Annotated in this window: 16 protein-coding genes and 5 pseudogenes; 18 read left to right on the top strand and 3 right to left on the bottom strand. The window is 70.2% G+C overall.

The genetic code is table 11. From position 1 onward, the window contains the following. The first annotated feature begins 8 nt into the window (after positions 1-8). The gene (locus tag AB0I68_RS29905; RefSeq protein WP_363180472.1) at positions 9-740 is read left to right on the top strand and encodes a CBS domain-containing protein; all 732 of its coding nucleotides are present in this window, start codon (positions 9-11) and stop codon (positions 738-740) included. 351 nt (positions 741-1,091) lie between these two features. On the opposite strand, the gene AB0I68_RS29900 is transcribed toward AB0I68_RS29905, so the two are convergent. Next, positions 1,092-1,433, bottom strand: coding sequence for a universal stress protein (locus AB0I68_RS29900; RefSeq protein WP_363180471.1), 342 nt, complete (start codon positions 1,431-1,433; stop codon positions 1,092-1,094). A 242-nt stretch (positions 1,434-1,675) separates the two neighbouring features. On the opposite strand from AB0I68_RS29900, the gene AB0I68_RS29895 reads away from it, so the two are divergent. Both AB0I68_RS29895 and AB0I68_RS29890 read left to right on the top strand, forming a co-directional pair. Then, a complete protein-coding gene (locus tag AB0I68_RS29895) occupies positions 1,676-2,578 on the top strand; it encodes a universal stress protein (RefSeq protein ID WP_363180470.1) in 903 nt (300 codons plus the stop codon). 394 nt (positions 2,579-2,972) lie between these two features. Further along, positions 2,973-3,887: a hypothetical protein gene (locus AB0I68_RS29890; RefSeq protein WP_363180469.1), complete on the top strand. Its 915-nt coding sequence runs from the start codon at positions 2,973-2,975 to the stop codon at positions 3,885-3,887. Here the strand turns inward: AB0I68_RS29890 and AB0I68_RS29885 are convergent. Then, entirely contained in the window at positions 3,847-4,572 is a 726-nt protein-coding gene (locus AB0I68_RS29885; protein WP_363180468.1) for a hemerythrin domain-containing protein, read from the bottom strand. The genes AB0I68_RS29890 and AB0I68_RS29885 overlap by 41 nt on opposite strands. 409 nt (positions 4,573-4,981) lie before the next feature. Here AB0I68_RS29885 and AB0I68_RS29880 point away from each other — a divergent pair, with 409 nt between their 5' ends. From AB0I68_RS29880 to AB0I68_RS29810, 15 genes and pseudogenes are all read left to right on the top strand, one after another. Then, a complete protein-coding gene (locus AB0I68_RS29880; protein WP_363180467.1) occupies positions 4,982-8,683 on the top strand; it encodes a nitrate reductase subunit alpha in 3,702 nt (1,233 codons plus the stop codon). Between the two features lies 1 nt (position 8,684). Beyond that, positions 8,685-10,211 carry a nitrate reductase subunit beta gene (gene narH / locus AB0I68_RS29875; protein ID WP_363180466.1) on the top strand — a complete coding sequence of 509 codons (1,527 nt, stop codon included), beginning with the start codon at positions 8,685-8,687 and terminating at the stop codon, positions 10,209-10,211. Further along, positions 10,208-10,999: a nitrate reductase molybdenum cofactor assembly chaperone gene (gene narJ, locus AB0I68_RS29870; RefSeq protein ID WP_363180465.1), complete on the top strand. Its 792-nt coding sequence runs from the start codon at positions 10,208-10,210 to the stop codon at positions 10,997-10,999. The genes narH and narJ overlap by 4 nt, the downstream gene beginning before the upstream one ends. Further along, positions 10,996-11,778, top strand: a complete 783-nt coding sequence (narI, locus tag AB0I68_RS29865) for a respiratory nitrate reductase subunit gamma (RefSeq protein ID WP_363180464.1) — start codon at positions 10,996-10,998, stop codon at positions 11,776-11,778. Before narJ ends, narI begins: the two co-directional genes overlap by 4 nt. Then, entirely contained in the window at positions 11,775-12,410 is a 636-nt protein-coding gene (locus tag AB0I68_RS29860; RefSeq protein WP_363180463.1) for a vitamin K epoxide reductase family protein, read from the top strand. The genes narI and AB0I68_RS29860 overlap by 4 nt, the downstream gene beginning before the upstream one ends. A gap of 71 nt (positions 12,411-12,481) precedes the next feature. Beyond that, positions 12,482-12,619 (top strand): annotated as a pseudogene (locus tag AB0I68_RS29855) (DUF6457 domain-containing protein); the annotation flags it as partial. Positions 12,620-12,723: 104 nt separating this feature from the next. Beyond that, positions 12,724-13,182, top strand: coding sequence for a hypothetical protein (locus AB0I68_RS29850; RefSeq protein ID WP_363180462.1), 459 nt, complete (start codon positions 12,724-12,726; stop codon positions 13,180-13,182). Between the two features lie 162 nt (positions 13,183-13,344). Continuing rightward, positions 13,345-14,628, top strand: coding sequence for an MFS transporter (locus AB0I68_RS29845; RefSeq protein ID WP_363180461.1), 1,284 nt, complete (start codon positions 13,345-13,347; stop codon positions 14,626-14,628). A 54-nt stretch (positions 14,629-14,682) separates the two neighbouring features. Next, positions 14,683-15,156: a hemerythrin domain-containing protein gene (locus tag AB0I68_RS29840; RefSeq protein WP_363180460.1), complete on the top strand. Its 474-nt coding sequence runs from the start codon at positions 14,683-14,685 to the stop codon at positions 15,154-15,156. 4 nt (positions 15,157-15,160) lie between these two features. After that, positions 15,161-15,580: pseudogene (locus AB0I68_RS29835) on the top strand (nitrate reductase subunit alpha); the annotation flags it as partial. Positions 15,581-15,671: 91 nt separating this feature from the next. After that, positions 15,672-16,223: pseudogene (narY, locus tag AB0I68_RS29830) on the top strand (nitrate reductase subunit beta); the annotation flags it as partial. Beyond that, positions 16,220-16,637, top strand: a pseudogene (locus AB0I68_RS29825) (nitroreductase); the annotation flags it as partial. The pseudogenes narY and AB0I68_RS29825, both read left to right, overlap by 4 nt. 360 nt (positions 16,638-16,997) lie before the next feature. Beyond that, a complete protein-coding gene (locus tag AB0I68_RS29820; RefSeq protein WP_363180459.1) occupies positions 16,998-18,587 on the top strand; it encodes an oleate hydratase in 1,590 nt (529 codons plus the stop codon). 352 nt (positions 18,588-18,939) lie between these two features. Continuing rightward, complete coding sequence (locus AB0I68_RS29815; RefSeq protein WP_363180458.1) at positions 18,940-20,145, top strand: globin domain-containing protein; 1,206 nt, start codon at positions 18,940-18,942, stop codon at positions 20,143-20,145. 177 nt (positions 20,146-20,322) lie between these two features. Next, a pseudogene (locus AB0I68_RS29810) lies at positions 20,323-20,430 on the top strand (DUF6233 domain-containing protein); the annotation flags it as partial. Positions 20,431-20,916: 486 nt separating this feature from the next. Here the strand turns inward: AB0I68_RS29810 and AB0I68_RS29805 are convergent. After that, positions 20,917-21,900: a GNAT family N-acetyltransferase gene (locus AB0I68_RS29805; protein ID WP_363180457.1), complete on the bottom strand. Its 984-nt coding sequence runs from the start codon at positions 21,898-21,900 to the stop codon at positions 20,917-20,919. Positions 21,901-21,935: the final 35 nt, after the last annotated feature.

Below are 21,935 nucleotides of genomic sequence, written 5' to 3'. Positions count from 1 at the left end.
AACCAGAGATGAAGCACAACAAGGTCGGCTCCGTGATGACCACGGACGTCGTCCGCGCCCAGTGCGGCACCCCGTTCAAGGAGGTGGCCAGGCTGTTGGCCGACCACCGCATCAGCGGACTGCCGGTCGTGGACGAGGACGACCGCGTCATCGGCGTCCTCTCCGAAACGGACCTGATGGCGCGCCAGGCGGCCACCCCTGACCCGTACCGGCCCAAGCGCCGCGCCCCGTTCGCCGCGCTGACCCGCAGCGCCCGGCAGCAGGCCGTGAAGGCGACGGCTCGCACCGCCGGCCAGCTGATGACCGCACCGCCCGTCACCGTCCACGCGGACGACACCATCGTCGAGGCCGCGCGAACCATGGCCCAGCGGCACGTGGAACGGTTGCCCGTGCTCGACGAGGAGAACCGGCTCGTCGGCATCGTCACCCGGCGCGACCTGCTCCGGGTATTCCTGCGGCCCGATGCGGACATCCGCACCGAGGTACTTGAGGAAGTCCTGGGCCGCACACTCTGGCTTCCGCCCCGCACCATTGACATCTCCGTCACCGAGGGCGTCGTCACGCTCACCGGGCACATGGAACGCAAGACCGAGACGGAGATCGCCATCTCCGTGACCTGCCAGATCGACGGCGTGGTCGGCGTCGTCGACAAGCTCACCTACCGCCTGGACGACAGCCACGTCCAGCCCGACGAGCAGGCACTGCACGGCGTGGCCGAGGACTGGCTGCGCCGGCTGTGACAGGAACGTGAGAGGAAGGGAGCCGCCACGCCCGGCGCGGTCCTGGTCGCCTACGGCTCGACGAACGGATCCACAGCGCAGATCGCCACAGATCGAGGAGTGGGCGACAGGGGTTGCGGGCGAGCTGGCGGCCGTATAGCGGTACGCGATCCTGTGCCGGCCGTCGACGCTACGGCACGACAGCGACCGGACGCCGGGCATCACGCAGCACGTCTTGCGCGATGCCCGGTTCCGGGCCGGCGGCCCGCCCGACGACCACGAGCGCAGCGTCGGCGGCGTGGTGGACCGGGGCCTCGACGGGCTGAGCCGTACGACGTCCTCCAGCACCCGCACTTCCGGGTACTTCGCCCCCTACGGCCGCAGCGCATCAGTCAGCAACTGCACCTCGTGGTCCTCCCGGGCGGCGCGGTCCTCTTCCGGAATGGCGAAGGGCAACTCGGCCGCTTCCGAGGGCAGTTCCCACGCGTGCACGGCATGCATGCGCGCATCTCGTACCCGGGCGGCGTCGAAGGCGAAGTCGACGGCCGCGTCCGACGGACGACGTGCGTCCACCCCGAGCAGGTCCCGGACGGAGCGGGGCATGGGGCCCGCGGCGCGGGAGGGATCGTCCGGTACGAGCACCACGGGGCAGGCAGCGGTGACGGCGAGGGCGAGCACGGGTGACGTCGTGAGGCCGAGGGCCTCGTCGTCCACATGGGCACGCCGAGCACGACCATCGACACCGCGCCCAGATCCTCGGGCGGTGAGCAGTCCGTCCACGGCGATCCGCCTCCCTGGCCGGCAGAAACCCTCCTCCGTACCACCGTGTCGGCCCCGCCTCATCCTGGGCGCAGGGGCCGAATGGACCCGGGGAAGACCGTGCGGCCCATATCCACCACGTGTCCGCAGCAAGACGCTGGTAGCAACAGCAGACCGAAGCGCAGGAGGTGCGCACCATGTTTTCGCCCGTCATCGCCGCAGTGGACGGATCCGCCGGGAGCCTTGCCGCTGCCGAGTGGGCGGCCCGCGAGGCCGTGCGCCGTGACCGCCCGTTGCGACTGGTGCACGCCTGGAACTGGCATCCCCGCCAGACGGACAGCGAGCCGGCGAACGCCGCGCAGCGGCATCTGGCGCGGCGCGTCCTGCGGCAGGCGGAGGAGCGCATCCGCGCCGCCGCCCCCGAGGTACGCCTCACCGACGAGCAGGTCGAGGGTCCGGCGACCGCGGCCTTGCTGAAGGTCTCCGAGCAAGCGGAGCTGCTGGTGCTGGGCTCGCGTGGCCTGAGCGGACTCACCGGACTTCTGGTCGGCTCGGTCGCCCTGGGGGTGGCCGCGAAGGCCACGCGTCCCGTCGTTCTCGTACGCACAGGGGAGGAGGCCGAGGACGAGCACTTCCCGGCCGGTGACGGCAGCCCGTCCACCCGGACCGGCTACCGCGACGTGGTCCTCGGCATCGACCTCGCCGATGCCTGCGACGAAGTGATCGAGTTCGCGTTCGAGATGGCCCGGCAACGGCACGCCAGGCTACGCGTCGTGCACGCCTGGCAGCCGCCATCCGCGATCGGTCTCGGCCCCGGCGGGATCGGTCTGGTCAGCGATCCCGAGCGGGCCGAGGAGTGGCAGCAGTTCCTGTCGGCCGTCCTGAAGGGGTGGCGCGAGAGGTACCCGGAGACCGAGGTCCTGGAGACCGTTGTCGAGGGCAAGGCCTCCACCGCGCTGGTCCGGGCCGCCTCCGCCGCGAGCCTGCTCGTCGTCGGCCGCCGCCTGGCCGAGCGACCGACACTCCCACACATCGGCCCCGTCACCCGTGCCGCCATCCACCACGCCGGCTGCCCGCTGGTCGTCGTCCCCCACGAGTGAGAGACCGCAGAGCGCGATGGGCAGACCGCCGAAGTACGTGTACGACTTCCCGGGCCTCACCGTCACCACCGACGCGTGCAAGGTCCATCTCGCGACGGGACAGGAACCGCCCGACCTCGGCATCGAGGACCGAGGTCGTCGGGGGTGGGCTCACGACGGCGGCAGACGCGGGCACGTTCGCCGTTCCAGGAGTCGAAGACCGGGCGGATGGCGCGCTGGAGTTGCCCGACCGGTTCACGCGGTACCCCTGGCCGAGCTGAAGATCCTCGACCCCCGCTCCCACGTCGAGCTCGGCGGCGCCCGCCCGACCCCCCGTCGGGACCATCAGCCCTTGCCCGACCCACGCCGTCTCTTCCTACCCTGGCCTCCAGACAGCTCGGAAGGAGAATGAACGATGACCGACCGGCCCGTCCTACATGGCGCCTTCGAGGCACCGACCTCGCCGCCGTCAGGTGTCGTTGCCGGCCCGGGGCTCCTGGGGGGCATGCTGCTGGCCTTGGGGACGGGGCTGGTGCTGAATTCCCTCCTCGGCCCGGCCGGAGCCGAGGTGATCGGCTATCCGATCCCGGACGACGGGGCGGTGATAAGCCAGCTGGTGGCAGTCGACGTCTTCGCACTCGCCGTTGTCGCCCCGCTGACGGTGTGCGCCGCCGTCCTCGTTCTACGCCGGCGCCCGCTGGGCCCGGTGCTGGCCATGGCTCCGGCCGTGTATACGGGGTACATGGTCCCGCAGTACGTTCTGGGGCCGCAGTACCTGCGTTACGACGGCAACAGCGAGGCGTTCTTCCCGCTTCAACTCGCCCTGTTTGTACTCGGGTGGATGACGGCCGTGCTCGCCTGGCGGCAGATGGACCCGGCTGCCTGGGCGCCGCCCGGTCGGCGGGAGCGAATCACTGGCGGCGTGCTGATCCCCCTCCTCGCCGTAGCGACCTTCGCGCGATACGTGCCTGCCATCATCGACGTCGCCGGGGCGCATCCATCCGCCGCGGACTACCAGGAGGCGCCCGGCTACTTCTGGGCGATCGCCCTGCTGGACCTGGGAGTGGGCCTTCCCGCCGCCATCGCCGCCGCGGCCGGTGTGCGGCGCGGCACCGTCTGGGCCCGCAAGACGGCCCTCACCCTGTCCGCGTGGTTGGCACTGATCGGCCCGGCCGTCGGAGCCATGGCGGTCAGCGCCTGGATCCGCGACGTACCCGACGCATCCGCCGGGCAGGCCACCACCATGACGGCGCTGGGCCTGCTGTTTGCCGCACTGGCACTCACCCTGCTCACCGCGCTGCGGCCGGTCGGCGCGCGGCCGGCCAAGTAGGCACGATGACCCGGAGGCGTACGAGTCCCTGATCGCGGCCGCCATGGTGACCACCTGGTGGTGCAGGCTGCCCGAGGAGAGCTGACCCGTACTGCCGGCCCTGCGCGGCCATCGTCTCCCCTTCAACGGCACCGCCATCTAAGCCGGTAGGGAGGACTGAGGGCGCCAGGAGGCAGAGGCAAGCTGCGTCGGCCGGGCGGTCTTGGGCGAGCCGGTCGTGCTGGTCGGCGATCAGGCTGGCCAGGGAGACGCCGGGTGCCATGGCCAGGAGGGGCAGCACGAGGCCGTTCTCCTTGGCGGTGTGTTCCTCGAAGAGGACCTGCAGGGCCCGGGCGTCGGCCGCCGCGCCCGCCGGGGTGGGCGCGGCGCGCAGGGCATCGACAAGGGCGGTGAGGCAGCGGTGTTCGGCGATCAGGCTGTCGATGAGCAGGCGGGCCTCGGGCATGCTGTGGGCGGTGGGGTAGATCGCGGCCTCCTGGGCGGCGGCGTGCGGCAGCAGCGATCGGTCGCAGAAGGCGACGAGGGCGGCGTGCATCTGCTCGGCGGCGCGCAGGTCGGTGTTCATAGCGGTGAGCTGCATCTTCGCCCGTCCGGCCAGTTCCCGGGCCAGACGGCCGTGATGCGCTTCGGCGGCGGCGACGGCCGCGGCGCCCTCAGGGGCCGACGCGAGGGTGAGCACCCTCATGACGCTGTCTCCAGGGCGGCAGGCGGCGTGGCCGACCGGTGCGGGTGACGACGGTATTGCCGGGTGCCGGCGCGAGGCAGGGCGGATGCCGCGTCCGGCCGCGCGAAGCGGCCGGACGCACGACCGAACCGGGCGACACGCGCTCCATGCACACTGCGTCTGGGGCGGCCGGGGACGGGGCAATGGCCGCAGTCAGTACGCGATGCGGTTGTACGGACAGAGGGCATCTGCGGCTCGATCAATGCCCAGGATGCAACTCCGGGCCTACCCGGCCGCCCCCTGCCGACCAGGCCCCGGTGCCGGGACCATCGGGCCCTATTGCGCCTGCCCGGACTGGGCCGGAAGGCCACCCGGCCGGGGCCTCAAGCCCCACGTGCACCAGGGCTCGCACCACCTAGCGTTCCCAGCCATGGAGAACGATCAGAACGCACGGCCTCAGGCGTCGAGCGCTGGTGAAGGCTGGCCGCTGGCCGCCCGCAGGCTGCTCACCCGCCGTGAAGTGTCGGCCGACGGGCGCGCCGTGTTCGGCGAGAACAACGGTAAGTGGGAGGGCTTCTACCGCGACCGCTGGGCCCACGACAAGGTGGTGCGCTCCACGCACGGGGTGAACTGCACTGGCTCCTGTTCGTGGATGGTGTACGTCAAGGACGGCATCATCACCTGGGAGCACCAGGCCACCGACTATCCGTCGATCGGTGCGGATTGCCCCGAGTACGAGCCGCGCGGCTGCCCGCGTGGTGCGTCGTTCTCCTGGTACACCTACTCGCCCAGCCGGGTCCGTTACCCCTACGTGCGCGGCACCCTGCTGAAGCTGTGGCGCGAGGCCCGCAAGCGGCTCGGCGACCCGGTCGCGGCCTGGGCCGAGATCACCGGCGACCCGGCCAAGGCCCGCGCCTACAAGCGGGCCCGCGGCAAGGGCGGCCTGGTGCGGGCCGACTGGGACGAGGTGACCGAGCTGGTCGCCGCTGCCCACGTGCACACCATCAAGGCATATGGCCCGGACCGCGTCGCCGGCTTCTCCCCGATCCCGGCGATGTCTATGGCGTCCTTCGCCGCCGGCTCCCGGTTCGTGTCGCTGATCGGCGGCACCCTGCTGTCGTTCTACGACTGGTACGCCGACCTGCCGATCGCCTCCCCGCAGGTCTTCGGCGACCAGACCGACGTCCCCGAGGCGGCCGACTGGTGGAACGCCGGCTATCTCATCATGTGGGGCTCCAACATCCCGGTCACCCGTACTCCGGACGCGCACTTCCTCACCGAGACCCGCTACAACGGCACCAAGGTCGTCGCGGTGAGTCCCGACTACGCCGACAACGTCAAGCACGCAGACGAGTGGCTCGCTCCGCACCCGGGCACCGACGGGGCGCTGGCGATGGCCATGGGCCACGTGATCCTGCGCGAGTTCCTCATCGATCGCGAGGTGCCGTACTTCCAGGACTACCTGCGCAAGTTCACCGACGCGCCGTTCCTGGTGTCCCTGCGCGAGCACGTCGAGAGGGGCCTGGTCCCGGACGGGTTCCTGACCGCCGCCGATCTCGGACACGACACGGAGCACGCGGAGTCCAAGACCGTTCTCCTCGACGCGGCCACCGGCGAACCGGTCGTGCCGAACGGCTCGCTCGGCTTCCGCTGGGGCACGGGCGAGCAAGGCCGCTGGAACCTCGACCTCGGCGACACCGTACCCGAGTTGAGCCTGCTCGACAGCGCGGAGGAGACGGCCGAGGTCGCGCTGCCCCGCTTTGACGAGGGTCCCACGGAGGGCGGCTCGGTGATGGTGCGCGGGGTGCCCGTGCGGCGGATCGGCGGGCGCCTGGTCACCACGGTGTTCGACCTCATGCTCGCCCAGTACGGGGTGCAGCGACCAGGCCTGCCGGGCGACTGGCCGGCGTCCTACGAGGACGCGAGCGAGCCCTACACGCCAGCCTGGCAGGAGACGATCACCTCGGTGCCGGCCGAACAGGCGGCCCGGATCGCCCGGGAGTTCGCCCGCAACGCCGAGCGCACCCAGGGCCGTTCGATGATCGCGATGGGTGCGGGCACCAACCACTGGTTCCACTCCGACACCATCTACCGGGCGTTCCTGGCGCTGACGACCATGACCGGCTGCCAGGGTGTCAACGGCGGCGGCTGGGCTCACTACGTCGGCCAGGAGAAGGTCCGTCCGGTCACCGGGCAGCAGCACCTGTCGTTCGCCTTCGACTGGCAGCGGCCCACCCGGCACATGGCCGGCACCTCGTACTGGTACCTGAACACCGACCAGTGGCGCTACGAGGCGTTCGGGCCCGACGAACTGGCCTCACCGCTCGGTGAGGGCCGCTTCAAGGGCAAGGCGTTCGCGGACTCCCTCGCCCAGGCGGTGCGGCTCGGCTGGACGCCCGGCCACCCCGGCTTCGACCGCAACCCACTCGACCTGACCGACCAGGCGGCAGCCCAAGGACGTCCGGTCGCCGAGCACATCGTCGACGAACTCAAGGCGAACCGGCTGAAGTTCGCGGTCGAGGACCCCGACAACCCGGCCAACTTTCCCCGCGTGCTGACCGTCTGGCGAGCCAACCTCCTCGGCTCCTCCGGCAAGGGCAACGAGTACTTCCTGCGCCACCTGCTCGGCGCCGACGACGCCGTCCGCTCCCGGGAGACCCCGCCCGAAGGGCGCCCGAAGGAAGTCGTCTGGCATGAGGAGGCCCCCGAGGGCAAACTCGACCTGCTGGTCACCATGGACTTCCGGATGACCTCCACCAGCCTGCTCTCCGACGTCGTCCTGCCGGCCGCCACCTGGTACGAGAAGGACGACCTGTCCAGCACGGACATGCACCCCTTCGTGCACGCCTTCACCCCCGCCATCGCCCCGCCCTGGCAGGCCCGCACCGACTACGACACCTTCCTCACCATCGCAGACAAGTTCAGCGACCTGGCCGCCGAGCACCTGGGCACCCGCACCGACGTACTGGCCGTACCGCTCCAGCACGACACTCCCGACGAGCTCGCCCAGCCCGGCGGCGTCGTACGGGACTGGAAGGCCGGGGAGTGCGACCCGATCCCGGGGCGGACCATGCCCAAGCTCGTCACCATCGAGCGGGACTACGCCGCCATCGCGCAGAAGATGCGAGCGGTCGGCCCGCTGCTCGACACCCTCGGCACCACCACCAAGGGCGTCACCGTTCACCCGAACCAGGAGATTGACGAACTGCGCCATCGCTGCGGCACCGTCCGCGACGGGGTGGCCGCCGGCCGTCCGTCGCTGGCCACCGCGTCCGACATGTGCGAGGCGATCCTCGCCCTGTCCGGCACCACCAACGGCCGCCTGGCCACCGAGGGCTTCAAGGAGCTGGAGCGGCAGACCGGCAGCGAGGGGCTGGTGGAACTCGCCTCCGAACGGCAGGCGGAACGGATCACCTTCGCCGACACCCGTACCCAGCCCCGGTCGGTCATCACCTCCTACGAGTGGTCGGGCTCGGAGACCGGTGGGCGTCGCTACTCCCCGTTCGTCATCAACACCGAGCACAAGAAGCCCTGGCACACCCTCACCGGCCGTCAGCACTTCTTCGTCCAGCACGACTGGATGGCCGAACTCGGCGAGCAACTACCCGTATACCGGCCACCGTTGAACACGTCCCGGCACTACGGCGACGAGCATCTACGTGAGGACGGCCGGGCGGAGGTCGCGGTCCGCTACCTGACGCCGCACTCGAAGTGGTCCATCCACTCGAACTACCAGGACAACAAGTACATGCTCGACCTGTCCCGCGGCGGACCCACGATCTGGATGTCCACCGCCGACGCCGAGAAGATCGGTGTGAAGGACAACGAGTGGATCGAGGCCTACAACCGCAACGGCGTCGTCGCCGCCCGCGCCGTGGTCACCCACCGCATGCCCGAGGGCACGGTGTACATGTACCACGCCCAGGACCGCAACGTGAACGTGCCGAAGACCGAGGTCAGCGGCAAGCGGGGCGGCATCCACAACTCGCTGACCCGGCTGCTGCTCAAGCCCACCCACCTCGCCGGCGGCTACGCCCAGTTCACCTACGCCTTCAACTACTACGGCCCCACCGGCAACCAGCGCGACGAAGTCACCGTCATCCGCCGCCGCAGCCAGCAAGTGGAGTACTGACATGCGCGTCATGGCACAGATCGCGATGGTGATGAACCTCGACAAGTGCATCGGCTGCCACACCTGCTCGGTCACCTGCAAGCAGACGTGGACCAACCGCACCGGCGTCGAGTACGCCTGGTTCAACAACGTCGAGACCAAGCCCGGCGTCGGCTACCCCCGCCGCTACGAGGACCAGGAGCAGTGGAAGGGCGGCTGGATGCTCGACAAGCGCGGACGTCTCGTCCTGCGCTCGGGCGGCCGCATCAAGCGCCTGCTGTCCCTCTTCTCCAACCCGGACCTCCCCTCCATCGAGGACTACTACGAGCCGGTCACCTACGACTACGACAACCTCGTCAACGCCCCCGCCCAGAAGGACATCCCCGTCGCCCGCCCGCGCTCGGTCCTGACCGGCAAGCCCACCGCCATCACCTGGGGCGCCAACTGGGAGGACGGCCTCGGCGGCGCGCCCGAGAACGCCGGCGGTGACCCCAACCTCACCGGTGAGTGGGCACAGAAGGTCAAGTTCGAGTTCGAGCAGACCTTCCTCTTCCACCTGCCGAGGCTTTGCGAGCACTGCCTCAATCCCGCCTGTGTATCCGCCTGCCCGTCCGGGGCGATGTACAAGCGGGTCGAGGACGGCATCGTCCTGGTCGACCAGGACCGCTGCCGCGGCTGGCGGATGTGCGTGACGGCATGCCCGTACAAGAAGGTGTACGTCAACCACGCCACCGGCAAGGCCGAGAAGTGCACCTTCTGCTTCCCGCGCATCGAAGCCGGACAGCCCACCGTCTGCTCGGAGACCTGCGTCGGCCGCCTGCGCTACCTCGGACTGCTGCTCTACGACGCCGACAAAGTGGGCGAGGCCGCGGCCACCCCCAACGAGCAGCACCTGCTGGACGCCCAGCGCGGCGTCTTCCTGGACCCGCACGACCCCGAGGTGATCGCTGCCGCCCGCGCCTCCTGCATCCCCGAGGACTGGCTGGACGCCGCCCGCCGCTCACCGGTGTACGACCTGGCCATGCGCTACAAGGTGGCGCTGCCGCTGCACCCGGAGTACCGGACGATGCCCATGGTCTGGTACGTGCCGCCGCTGTCCCCCGTCCTCGACGCCGTCGACGCGGCCGGCGGTAACCAGGACGACCCCGACCACGTGTTCGCCGCCGTCACCCGGCTGCGCATCCCGTTGGAGTACCTGGCAGAGCTGTTCACCGCCGGGGACGCCGACGTCGTCGCCGGTGTGCTGATGAAACTCACCGCGCTGCGCTCGTTCATGCGGGAGCGCACCCTCGGTGAGGACGGCGACGAGGCGGTGCTGAAGGCCGTCGGCCTGACCGCCCGTGAGGCGGAGGATCTGCACCGGCTGCTGGCCGTCGCCAAGTACAAGGACCGCTACGTCGTCCCGGCCGCGCACAAGGAGGACGCCGCCGCGTTGACTGCGACAGAGAACCGCTGCCCGGTCGAATCCTCGGGCGACGCCGAGCCCCGCAAGGTCATGCTCGGCATTCCCACCCTGCGCCGCACCACCACTGCCGGAGGACGTCCGTGAGCCCGCTGCCCGCAACGATTCCCGCTCTCGTCCGCACCCGTGTCCGGGCGGCCGTACGCCGCCCGGCCCGGCTCACCCCCGAGGAGACGGCGGGCCGAGCGCTGATACTGCGGCTCGTGTCGCTGCTCCTGCAGTACCCGGACGCAGAACTGACCGCTGCCCGGACGGAGCTGACCACTGTGGTGGAGGCGCTGCCGGTCACGCCCGCGGCGCAACACCTGGCACGGTTCACCGACTGGTTCGCCGCGCAGGATCCCGAGGAGCTGGAGCGGCACTACGTCGAGATGTTCGATCTGCGCCGCAAGAGCAGCCTGTACCTCACCTACTACCTGCACGGCGACACCCGCCGCCGGGGGATGGCCCTGCTCACTCTGAACCAGCGCTACCGGGCGGTCGGCTGGGACACCGACGGCGGAGAACTGCCGGACCACCTCCCGGTCGTGCTGGAGTTCGCCGCCCTGGCGGGTCCGGGAGGAGGCGAGGCACCGCTGCGCCAGCACCGGCGCGGACTGGAACTGATCCACCGCGCCCTGACCGACGCCGAATCCCCCTACCGGCACGTCCTGGCCACGCTGCTCACCTTGCTGCCACCACCCACCGAGGCCGACCGCGCGGCAGTCGCCCAGCTCGTGGCCGAGGGGCCGCCGAACGAGGACGTCGGCCTCGACCCCTACGGGTCCTACGGGGACGGCGAGTTCGCCCCACCGGGCACCTTCGTGCCGCCGGCGCCCGCCCCGCCGACCTGTGTGTCACCCGCCCCGACCAGCCGTACGGAGAGTCCCCGATGAACGCCCCGCTCTCCCTCTTGGCCGCCGCCCCGGCGAGCGGCGCCGATCTGCTGCTGTGGGTCGCCTTCCCCTACATCTGCCTCGCCGTGTTCGTGGTCGGGCACGTCTGGCGCTACCGGCAGAACCAGTTCGGCTGGACATCCCGCACCAGTCAACTGCTGGAGCACCGGTGGCTGCGCTGGGGCAGTCCGCTGTTCCACTTGGGCGCCTTCGCCGTGATCGCCGGACACGTGGTGGGCCTGGCGGTGCCCGCGTCCTGGACCGAGGCAGCCGGCATCAGCGAGCACGCGTACCACACCACAGCCGTCGCCCTGGGCTCCGTCGCCGGGGTCGCCATGGTCACCGGCCTGGGCATGCTGTGCGCCCGTCGCCTGCTCGCCCGCCGGATCCGCCTCACCACCGACCGCAGCGACAAGGTGCTCTTCCCCCTCCTGTCCCTCACGGTCCTGCTGGGCTTCAGCGCCACCGCTGTGCACAACATCTTCGGCGGCGGCTACGACTACCGCGAGACCGTCTCCGTCTGGTTCCGCGGCATCTTCGCCCTCCATCCGCACCCCGAGGCGATCGCCGGGGCACCGCTGCTGTTCCAACTGCACGCCCTCAGCGCCTGCCTGCTCTTCGCCGCCTGGCCCTTCACCCGCCTCGTCCACGTGTGGAGCGCCCCGGTCGGCTACCTGGCCCGGCCGGATCTGGTCTACCGGCGACGGGCCACACCGGCCGAAGCCCCGACGGCAGGGGGCCGGCCAAGGTCGGCCTCTGGACCCCGGCGAGCGGCATGAGTCACGGACCCGCGCTCGCTCCGGACGCCACGAGCGCCCGGCGCACGCACGCCGTGGGCGCGAGCCGCCGAACGGGCCTGGTCATGCTCCTGACCGGGATTGTCGGCTGGCTCGCCTCCTTTGAGCTGACTGTGGACGACTGGCGGCTCCTTCGCGACCCCTCCTATCAACCGCCGTGCAACATCAGTCCCGTCGTGAGTTGCGGCAGCGTCATGTCCAGCCTCGAGGGACACCTGTTCGGCTTCCCCAACATGCTGCTCGGACTGGGCGCCTTCGCCGCCGTGACCGCACTGGGCGCCGCTGTGCTCTGCGGCGCCCATCTGCACCGCCGGCTGTGGCTCGCGCTCGACGCCGGGGCACTGGTCGGGGTGGTTTTCGTCCACTGGCTGATCGGACAGTCGCTCTACGAGCTGGGCAAGATCTGCCCCTACTGCGCTGTCGTATGGACCGTCACCATCGCTCTGTTCTGGTTCCTCACCCTGCACAGCCTGGACAGGGGGCTCGTCCCCGTGCCCCGGGCAGTACTGGAGGTCATCCGGGACACGCACTGGATGCTGCTGGTCGCCTGGTACGGGGTGATCGCGCTGCTCGTCCTCACCCGCTTCTGGCCGTACTGGAGCAGCCTGCTGTGATCGGCCACCGCACTCCGCACAAGGCCGATCACCGGTCATACGGATGAAGAAGAACGAGGACCACGGACGACGTACTGAAGGAATGGACGGCCGCCCTGCAGGCCGCCCTGGGCATCGACCTCGAAGTCGACCGGGCCCTCCTGCTCGCCCTCACAGGCGATGCCGCTCACGGCGTCGCCCGGCCCGCCGCCCCGCTGACGACCTTCCTTCCTTCCCGCACCAGCGGGAACTGGCCACGCTGCTGTCCGACGGCGACACGAGGAACCAGCCGCTCGCCCCCGTCCCACCGCTGCCCCGAGCGGCAAGGAGCACCGTGTACAGCAAGGCCGATGACCCGGCCGTGGGCGGTGGCCGTCCACCCGGCAGGTTCAAGGCGTCCGGCCTGCGCAGTCGGCACCTGGCCGCCCACGTCCTGGTAGCGGCCTGGGTGGTGCCCGCACTGCTGGCGGCGAGCATCCAGCAGACACTGCCGGTCGCCCGCTGGCTGGCCATCCACCTGTTCCTGCTTGGCACCGCCACCACCGCCATCGTGGTGTGGAGCGAGCACTTCGCCATCGCCATGCTCCACGCCCAACTGCCCGACCGGCGGTGGAGCAACGCCCGGCTGGCCGGCGTCAACACCGCAACGCTCATTCGGGGACATCGGGTCAGCGTCCCTGTGAGCGCCGGGACAGGGGCAGGGCCGGTTGGCCCTCTCTTGTGCAGCCGCGCAGTCGAAGGAGTCGCGAGAGCGCCAGGGCACGGTTTCAAGAGGGTGCGGAGGCGGATCTGACCTTGAGGACCGTTTACCTGGCCATCGGGACTCTTGGCCCATGTCGCCCGGGCGCCCGGATGCGAACAGTGGCTGCGAGGCGTTCGATCTGGGGCAAGGAACGTGCGGTTCCCATACGACCCCACGGCGCCGAACCAACGTGAGAGTGAAGGGACGGACACCATGGTCCAGCCGACGGCAACGGAGAACGAGAGGCCGGTCTCGGGTGCGCCGGTGCCAGGCCGGGCCTGGCTGATGCTGGCCCTGGCCACCATCGGGTTCGCCGTCAACTTCTGGGCGTGGGCGCTGCTGAGCCCGCTCGGTCCGCGGTTCAAGGACTCCCTCGACTTGTCTTCGTTCCAGCAGTCGCTGCTGGTGGCGGTACCGGTCGTGGTCGGCTCCCTCGGTCGCATCCCGGTGGGCGCGCTGACCGACCGGTTCGGCGGCCGGATCATGTTCCCGATCGTGTCCGCGGCCACCATCGTGCCGGTCCTCTATCTGGGTCTGGCCGGGCATTCCTCGCTCGCCGCGCTCCTGGTCGGCGGGTTCTTCCTCGGCATCGGCGGCACCGCCTTCGCCGTCGGCGTGCCGTTCGTGAACGCCTGGTTCCCGCCCGCACGACGCGGGCTGGCCATCGGCATCTTCGGTGCCGGTATGGGCGGCACCGCGATCAGCGCCCTGACCACCGTGAAGCTGGTCAACGCGCACAGCATGTCCACCACCTTCCTGATCACCGCCGTAGTGCTCGCCGGCTACGCCGTGGCCGCCGGCCTCCTGCTGCGCGACGCCCCCGGCCGCACGACGCCGACCGAGCCCCTGCCCCGCCGCCTGGCGGCCACGTTCAAGCTGGGCATCACCTGGCAGGCGTCCGCCCTGTACGCGGTGGCTTTCGGCGGCTACGTCGCCTTCTCCGTCTACCTGCCCACCTACCTCAAGACCGGCTACGGCCTCGCCCAGGCGGACGCCGCGAACCGCATGGCCGGCTTCGTGCTGCTGGCGGTGGCGATGCGCCCGGTCGGCGGCTGGCTGTCGGACCGCATCGGCCCGGTCCGGGTGCTGGCCGCATCGCTGGCCGTGGTGGCTGTGGGAGCGGTGGTGCAATCCTTCACCCCGTCGCTGGCCCCGGTTGGCACCATCGCGTTGCTGGCCATGGCCGGCGCGCTCGGCGCGGGCAGCGGTGCGACCTTCGCCCTGGTGGCCCTGCTGACCCCGGCGAACAAAGTCGGCTCCGTTGCCGGAGTCGTCGGCGCCGCGGGCGGACTGGGCGGCTTCGTACCGCCCCTGGTGATGGGCTCGCTCTACGGCGAGTACGGGACGTACGCGACCGGCCTCGTACTCCTGGCGATCGTGGCCGCCGCAGCGCTGGGCTTCACCCTCACCGGTGTCCGCTCCGCCGTCCAGGGCGGCGACCGGGCTCCGCGCACAGGCCCTGGACAGCGGCACCACAGGGCGCACACCACGGCGTGAGGCGTGAGACCACGCGGCTGACAACGAGCAACGAACAGGCAAGGAGAAACCTCGATGTGCGAGTACTGCGGCTGCCAGTCCCTGGCATCCATCGACGAGCTGACCCGCGAGCACGACGAGGTCGTCCGCCTGATAAGCCAGCTCCGCCCCGCCCACGACAACGGTGACGTGGCCCGGATGGCGACATCGCCCACGAGATCACCACCGTGCTCGACCCTCACACCCGCGTCGAGGAGCACGGCCTGTTCCCCGATGGCCGCCGACTTCCCCGAGCAGATCGCCGCCTTGGAGGCCGAGCACCGCCGCATCGAGTCGGTCCTGGCCGAGGCCGCCGACGGCGTCACGCCCTCGGATCCCACCCGGCCGGACCGCCTGATGGAGGCGATGGCGATGCTGCGCAACCACATCCTCAAGGAGCAGGACGGCGTCTTCCCGGCCGCGCTCGCTGGCCTCGGCACCGAGGAGTGGGAAGCGGTCGAGAAGGTGCGCGTAGAGGCGGGCAGTGCCCTGCCCCCGCCCGCTGCCTGACCGCTCATTGCCGTGGCAGACCCGCACCGACTGGGACTTCCGCGCGATCGCGAAGGAGTTCAGCCGCCAGGCCGCCGATCATCTCGGGGTGCGCAAGGACGTGGTGGCCGCGCCGCTGCTGCATGACACGCAGGACGAGCTGGCCAATCCGCCCGGCCAGGTCCGCGACTGGAAGGCGGGGGAGTGCGAGCCGGTGCCCGGCCGCACCATGCCCAAGCTGATCACGGTCGAGCGTGACTATGGCGCGATCGCCGACAAGATGGGCGCCCTCGGCCCGGTGCTGGACAGCCTGGGGCTGGAGCGCGAGCTGGAGTACCTGCGGCACAAGAACGGCACCGTGCATGGCGGGGCCGCCGAAGGACGGCCGTCGATCGCCCGCGACGTGCACGCCTGCGAGGCGATCCTCGCGATGTCCGGCACCACCACGCGGCCAAGGTCAGCGTGCAGGACGACGACTCAGGTGTGGCAGCCGATCGGCCCGCCGCGGGACGGGTCGAGCGGGCGGCGACCACCCCGAGAAGTGCACCTTCTGCTTCCCCCGCGTCGAGGTCGGCCCGCCCATCGTCTGCTCCGAGACCTGCGTGGGCCGGCTGCGCTACATCGGGCTCGTCCTCTACGACGCCGACAAGGTGCTGGAGGCCGCCTCCACCCCGAACGACCGATCTGTACGAAGCCCAGCGTGGCGTCTTCCTCGACCCCAACGACCCCCCGGTCGTGCGGGAGACGGAGAAGGCGGGCATCCCGAGGGACTGGATCGAGGCCGCCCAGCGCTCCCCGGTCCATGCGCTGATCAACACGTTCAAGGTGGCGCTGCCGCTGCACCCGGAGTACCGCACCCTGCCCATGGTCCGGTACATCCCGCCGCTGTCCCCGGTCGTCGACGCCGTGCGCGACACCGGCGAGGACGCCGAGGACCACCGCAACCTGTTCGCCGCCGTCGACGCGCTGCGCATCCCCGTCGACTACCTCGCCCCAGCTGTTCACCGCGGGCGACCCGACCCCCGTGGATGCGGTGCTGCGCCGCCTTAGCGGCGATGCGCGCCTCCATGCGTGGCATCAACACTGGACCCGACTCGGTCCGGAGGCGGATATCGCCACCGACGGCGTCCCCGAGTACGCGTTCGGGCCGCGGATGAGAGACGGCAAGACCCCGCTGCGTGACTTCGCCGGCCGCCGTCCGGTGATCGACCGTGGCACCACCGCCTTCGAGGAGAACCAGCACCTGGCCCTGCTCAGCACACCGGGCGACACCCCCATCGACTGGCTGCGCGCGGGCCGGGCACTGGAACGCGTCCTGTTGGAGGCGACCCTCGCCGGGCTTGCCCCTCGCTGACCTCCCACGCTTTGTAGAATCCGGACCTGCCTGCTGGCCCGTGATCCGGCGGAGGGCAGCGGCCACGTCCAGATGGTGCTGCGCCTGGGCTACGGGCCCCAGGGTCTCCACGCCCCGCCGTCCGGTTCGCGATGTTCTGGACATCGTTCAGCAGGAGAGGAGACGGCCGAGGTCCTTACCGCCGAGGTCTCTGCGACACAGGCCTGGGCGAGGGCTGATGGCAGGGCCCACGCCGGGCGGTCGATGCCTAGGTGCGTGCGTCGGGTGAGTCGTATGCCTGCGTGTGGCACGGTGCCCGGGCTGGGCCCATCGGCGCCTGATCAGGGACATCCGGCCCCTGCCCGCACTGCTTCCCCCCGAGTTGACTGACGGTTACAGGCGCCGGTCGCCATCCCGCCGACGCCGCGCCGTGCGCACAACGCAGCCTCATCACAGATGGCGCCCCGCCGCACGGGCCTTGACCACTGTCGGCCGCCCGGGGGCCTGGGCGGCAGAAACGGAGGACGTCATGACAGACGCCCAGCAGTCCCGCGCCTACCTCGTCGGCGGCGGCATCGCCTCGCTCGCGGCGGCCGCCTTCCTCATCCGCGATGGCCACTTCTCTGGCGAGAACATCCGCATCCTGGAGGAGCTCCCCGTTGCCGGCGGCTCGATGGACGGCAGCGGCGAGCCCGCCGGCTACGTCACCCGGGGTGGGCGGATGCTGGAGGAGGAGGCGTACACCTGCCTGTGGAACCTCCTGGAAACCATTCCCACCCTGACCGACGAGACGGTGACGGTACGCGAGGAGATCCAGACGTTCAACGCCAAGTGGCCCACCGACGCCAAAGCCCGCCTGATCGGCAAGGGCGCCACTATCCTGGACGCCGCCGACTACGGCCTGGATGCCCGGGACCGCCTGGAGCTGACCCGCCTGCTGGTGCTGCCCGAAGCGGTGATCGGCGCCCGCCGCATCGAGGACTTCTTCTCCCCGCACTTCTTCGAGACCAACTTCTGGGCGATGTGGCGCACCACGTTCGCCTTCCAGAACTGGCACAGTGCCATCGAGCTCAAGCGCTACTTCCTGCGCTTCATGCAGGAGTTCCCGCGCATGCACACCCTGGCGGGGGTGCGCCGCACCCGGCTCAACCAGTACGACTCGATCATCCGCCCGCTGCGGGCCTGGCTGGAGAACCTCGGCGTCCACATTGAGCACGGTGTACGGGTCACCGATGTGGACTTCATCACCGAGGACGACGGCACTCGGCGCGTGCGGCGCCTGCACCTCGACCGTGCTGGGGAAGGCGACACATTCGAGCTCACCGACGAGGACTACGCGTTCCTCACGCTGGGATCGATGACTGCCGACGCCGCCTACGGCAGCGACGACACCGTGCCCGAGCTGTACCGCAGCAAGCAGGACGGCGGCTGGCGACTGTGGGAGACCATCGCGTCCAAGGCCGACGACTTCGGACGTCCCACTGCCTTCAACGGCAATGTGGACGAGGCCAAGTGGGAGTCCTTCACCCTCACTATGCGCAGCCCCCTGCTCCTGCACCGCATCGAGGAGCTGTCCGGCAACCTCCCCGGCACGGGCGCGTTGATGACGTTCAAGGACTCCAACTGGCTGATGTCGATCGTGGTGCCCCACCCCCCGCACTTCGACGGCCAGCCGGAGGACGTCTACACCCTGTGGGGCTATGGCCTGTTCGTCGACAAGGAGGGCGACTTCATCGGCAAGCCGATGGCCCGGGCAACCGGTCGGGAGATCCTCACCGAACTCCTCGGCCATCTCGGCATGTCCGACCTCGAGGATCAGCTCGCGGCGTCCACGACGGTGATCCCGGTGATGATGCCGTACATCACCAGCCAGTTCGCCCCGCGTACCACGCATGACCGACCGCAGGTCATTCCGCGGGGAGCGGCGAACTTCGCCTTCCTCGGCCAGTTCACCGAGATTCCGGAGGACGTGGTCTTCACCGTTGAATACTCCGTCCGCGGCGCCATGCACGCCGTCTACGGACTGCTCGGCCTCAACGAGCGCGAGATCCCCGGCATCTACCACGCCCTCGCCGACCCGAAGACGGCCTTCGCCGCACTCAAGGCCGCACTGTCCTGAGCTGCACTGCAATTCCTGTGACGCCGCCCCATGGGTGATACCCCGGTGCGACAGCCTTCCGTCGCCCGCGCGTACGGGACTGCAAGGGTTTACTCCCTCCCGTCTCGGGTGACCCCGCTCGGGGAAGCCGGGCCCGGCTTCCCTGAAGCCGGGCTCAGTGTCGGCCCACCTGGAAGCAGTGACAGGCTTCACGCCGGATCGGCCCGACGGGCCCCGTCCTCAGGGAAGTTCGGCCCTATGTGAGACCACGGCCTCACCGACACGATCGATGTGCCGGTCGGATCCGCCTCACGGACCCCGGCGGTGACGGTGAGCGCCGTCCCTATATGTGCCCGCGTTCCAAAGGAGAGCCATGCTTTCGCCCGAATCGGCCGCTGTCATTCGCGCCACCCTGCCCGCCGTCGGCGGGGCGCTGGACGAGATCACGGCACGTTTCTACGGCACCATGTTCGCTGAGCAGCCCGAGCTGCTGGACGGGCTGTTCAACCGCGGCAACCAAGCCAGTGGCGAGCAGCGACGGGCCCTGGCCGGGTCCATCGCGTCCTTCGCCCAGGCGCTGCTGGCCGACCCCGACACCCGCCCCGACGCGCTGCTTGCCCGGATCGCCCACAAGCACGCCGCGCTCGGCGTCACCGAGGACCAGTACACGATCGTCCACAAGTACCTGTTCCGTGCGATCGGCGATGTGCTCGGGGAGGCGGTCGCACCGGAGGTGGCCGGTGCCTGGGACGAGGTGTACTGGCTGATGGCCGGTGCTCTCATCGCCCAGGAGGCGCGGCTCTACCAGGAAGCCCAGGTCGATCCCCGGCACCCGTGGCGGCAGTGGACCGTGGTGGAGCGGCGGGAGGAGACCGCGGACGTTGCATCCTTCCTGCTGCGCCCGGCAGACGCCGGCCCCGTGCCGCCGGCCCGCGCCGGCCAGTACGTCAGCGTCCGCGTGCTCATGCCCGACGGCATCCACCAGACCCGCCAGTACAGCCTGTCCAACGCTCCGGACGACCGGCTGCGGCGTATCACCGTCAAGCGGGTGGCGAGCGTTGCCGAGGCCCCGGAGGGCGAGGTCTCCAACCAACTGCACCGTACCGTTCTGACCGGCGGCGAACTTACCCTGTCGGCCCCGTTCGGAGACGTCGTGCTCGACGACGCCGACACCCCCCTCGTGCTGGTGTCCGCCGGCATCGGCTGCACCCCCATGGTCGCCATGCTCGAACACCTCGCTGCCACCGGCTCGACTCGTCCGGTCCGTGTCCTGCACGCCGACCGCACCCCTGCAGACCACGCCCTGCGCACCGACACCCGCCGTCTCGTAGCGCAACTGCCCGATGCACGGGCCGAGTTCTGGTACGAACAGGACGCAACCGAGGAACCCGGTTCACGCGCAGGCCTGGTGGACCTGGACGGACTGGACCTTCCCGCCGACGCCGACGTGTACCTGTGCGGCTCGCTTCCTTTCATGCGCGCCGTCCGCAGCCAACTGCTCCAGACCGGTATCCCCGCGCGCCGCATCCGCTACGAGGTCTTCGGCCCGGACCTCTGGCTGGCCCACGCCGAGGGCTGAAACGTTCGCCCGCTGAGGCGGTGGCGATGCGCCCGGTCGGCGGCAGGCTGCCCGACCGCATCGGCCCGGTCCGCGTCCTGGGCGTCGCACTGGCCGTGGTGATCGCCGGAGCCCTGGCGGCGTGGGCGCGGACGGCGGCGTCGCGGATCCCGGCGAGGTGGCTCAAGGGATCTCGCTCGCGCCGCCACCCGGGACATGGCCGTGGAGGTGCTGCGCACGGTGCCGTCCGTGATCGCGTGCCCGCTGTGCCGCCCGGATCGCGAGCTGGGCCTGCTCGACCTGTAATGGCCGGCACGAGGGGGGGAACGGCGCACGGGGGCAACGGCCGACGGATACGCGCGTTGTTCACCACGTGGATGACATGGAGAACCCTCCGGGCCTGGTCCGGATCGAGATCACCGCTGATGACCTCCCGCTGCGCGGGCCGCCGCAGAACGCATCGCCGGACTCTGGCTGTCCAGCACCGTCGGACCACGCGCCTTACCCGGAACGGGGGCCCGGGCCGCCGTGCACGCCGATACCAACCGAGCCCCAGAAGAAGGCGGCCTTCCCGCCGATGAGGACGACACCGCGCCTCCGGGCATCTGGCTCCCTGGCTGACCATCTCAACCCCGCCCGGCAGCGGCGAGGGCGTCAGCCAGCTGGTCGTGAGTCATGCCGGACCGGCCCCGGATGCCGGCCTTGGCGGCTTTCGCGTACAACTCGGCCTTGGTGAGGGACGAGGCATTGTCAAATCCTGTGGACTGACCTGGCAGTCCAATGACGGGTCGATCAAGCAAGCGACTTACGGTAACGGACGTACTCGTTCTGCCGCCGGAACCCCATACTCTCGTAAAGGTCGTAGGACCGGTGCGGATTTGCCGTGCCCGTGAACAGCCGGGCGGTCGTTGCACCCTGCTCGCGAAGGCTCCGCAGCCCGTCCAGCAGCAGGACCCGGCCGATTCCGAGGCGTCGCTGGTCCGTCCGGACACTCAGCTCTTCCACCTCGCCCACCGCAGGGTCGTGACGACGGATGGAGCAGAGGGCGACACCGACCATGTCCTGCCCGTTCCAGGCAGCCCTCCAGCATGCCGGATCGGCGGTGTCGACGAAGTCCTGGAAAGGCCATCTCTGAGCGAAGCTGGTGTCCGCGTACGAATCGACGACCATCCTCCAGGCTGCACGGTAATGGCTCGTCCCGATCGGCCCTGTCCGTATCCCGGCTGGCAGTTCGCCGCCCGGCTCGGGCACCTGCTGCAGATCGCCCAGCTCCAGCTCAACCAGGCTGAAGACACGTCGATAGCCGGCTGCGCGCAGAAGTGCCGTGGCGTCCTGCTCAGAGACCATGGCGTTCGCTCCGACCACTGCCGTCCGCGCCGTTCCATGCTGTTTGACGAGCTGGCGGATCCGTTCTTCGGCCCAGCACAGCATGGCTGAGCCGATGCCCTGACCGCGATGCTCGGGCAAAAGGTGACCTCGGTGCAGGTATAGCCACGCATCGTCCCGCTCTTGCCACCACCGGATCGTCGAGTAGCCGACTACGACCCCGTCGAGCAGCACCAGGATCTGGTTCTTGGACGGCTCCTCCAGCTTGGCGGAGGCTTCGGCGATCTCGGCCGCTGTCGGGAGCCCTTCCACAACCGAATGGGCATCGACTCGATCCTGTTCAGCACAACCCAGCCGCACTGCGGCCATGGCGCCGTGGTCTTCGTCGCCGCGATACGGCCGGAACCCGAAGCCGACCGGAAGGTCCTGTCCTGCCATGCCATCCGACATGACCGGATGGTCTCGAACTTCGAGGCAGGTCCGCC

Source organism: Streptomyces sp. NPDC050448 (assembly GCF_040655295.1).
Lineage (GTDB): Bacteria > Actinomycetota > Actinomycetes > Streptomycetales > Streptomycetaceae > Streptomyces.
Note: the sequence above shows the minus strand (reverse complement) of the source record. Positions and strands in the feature narration are given on the sequence as shown.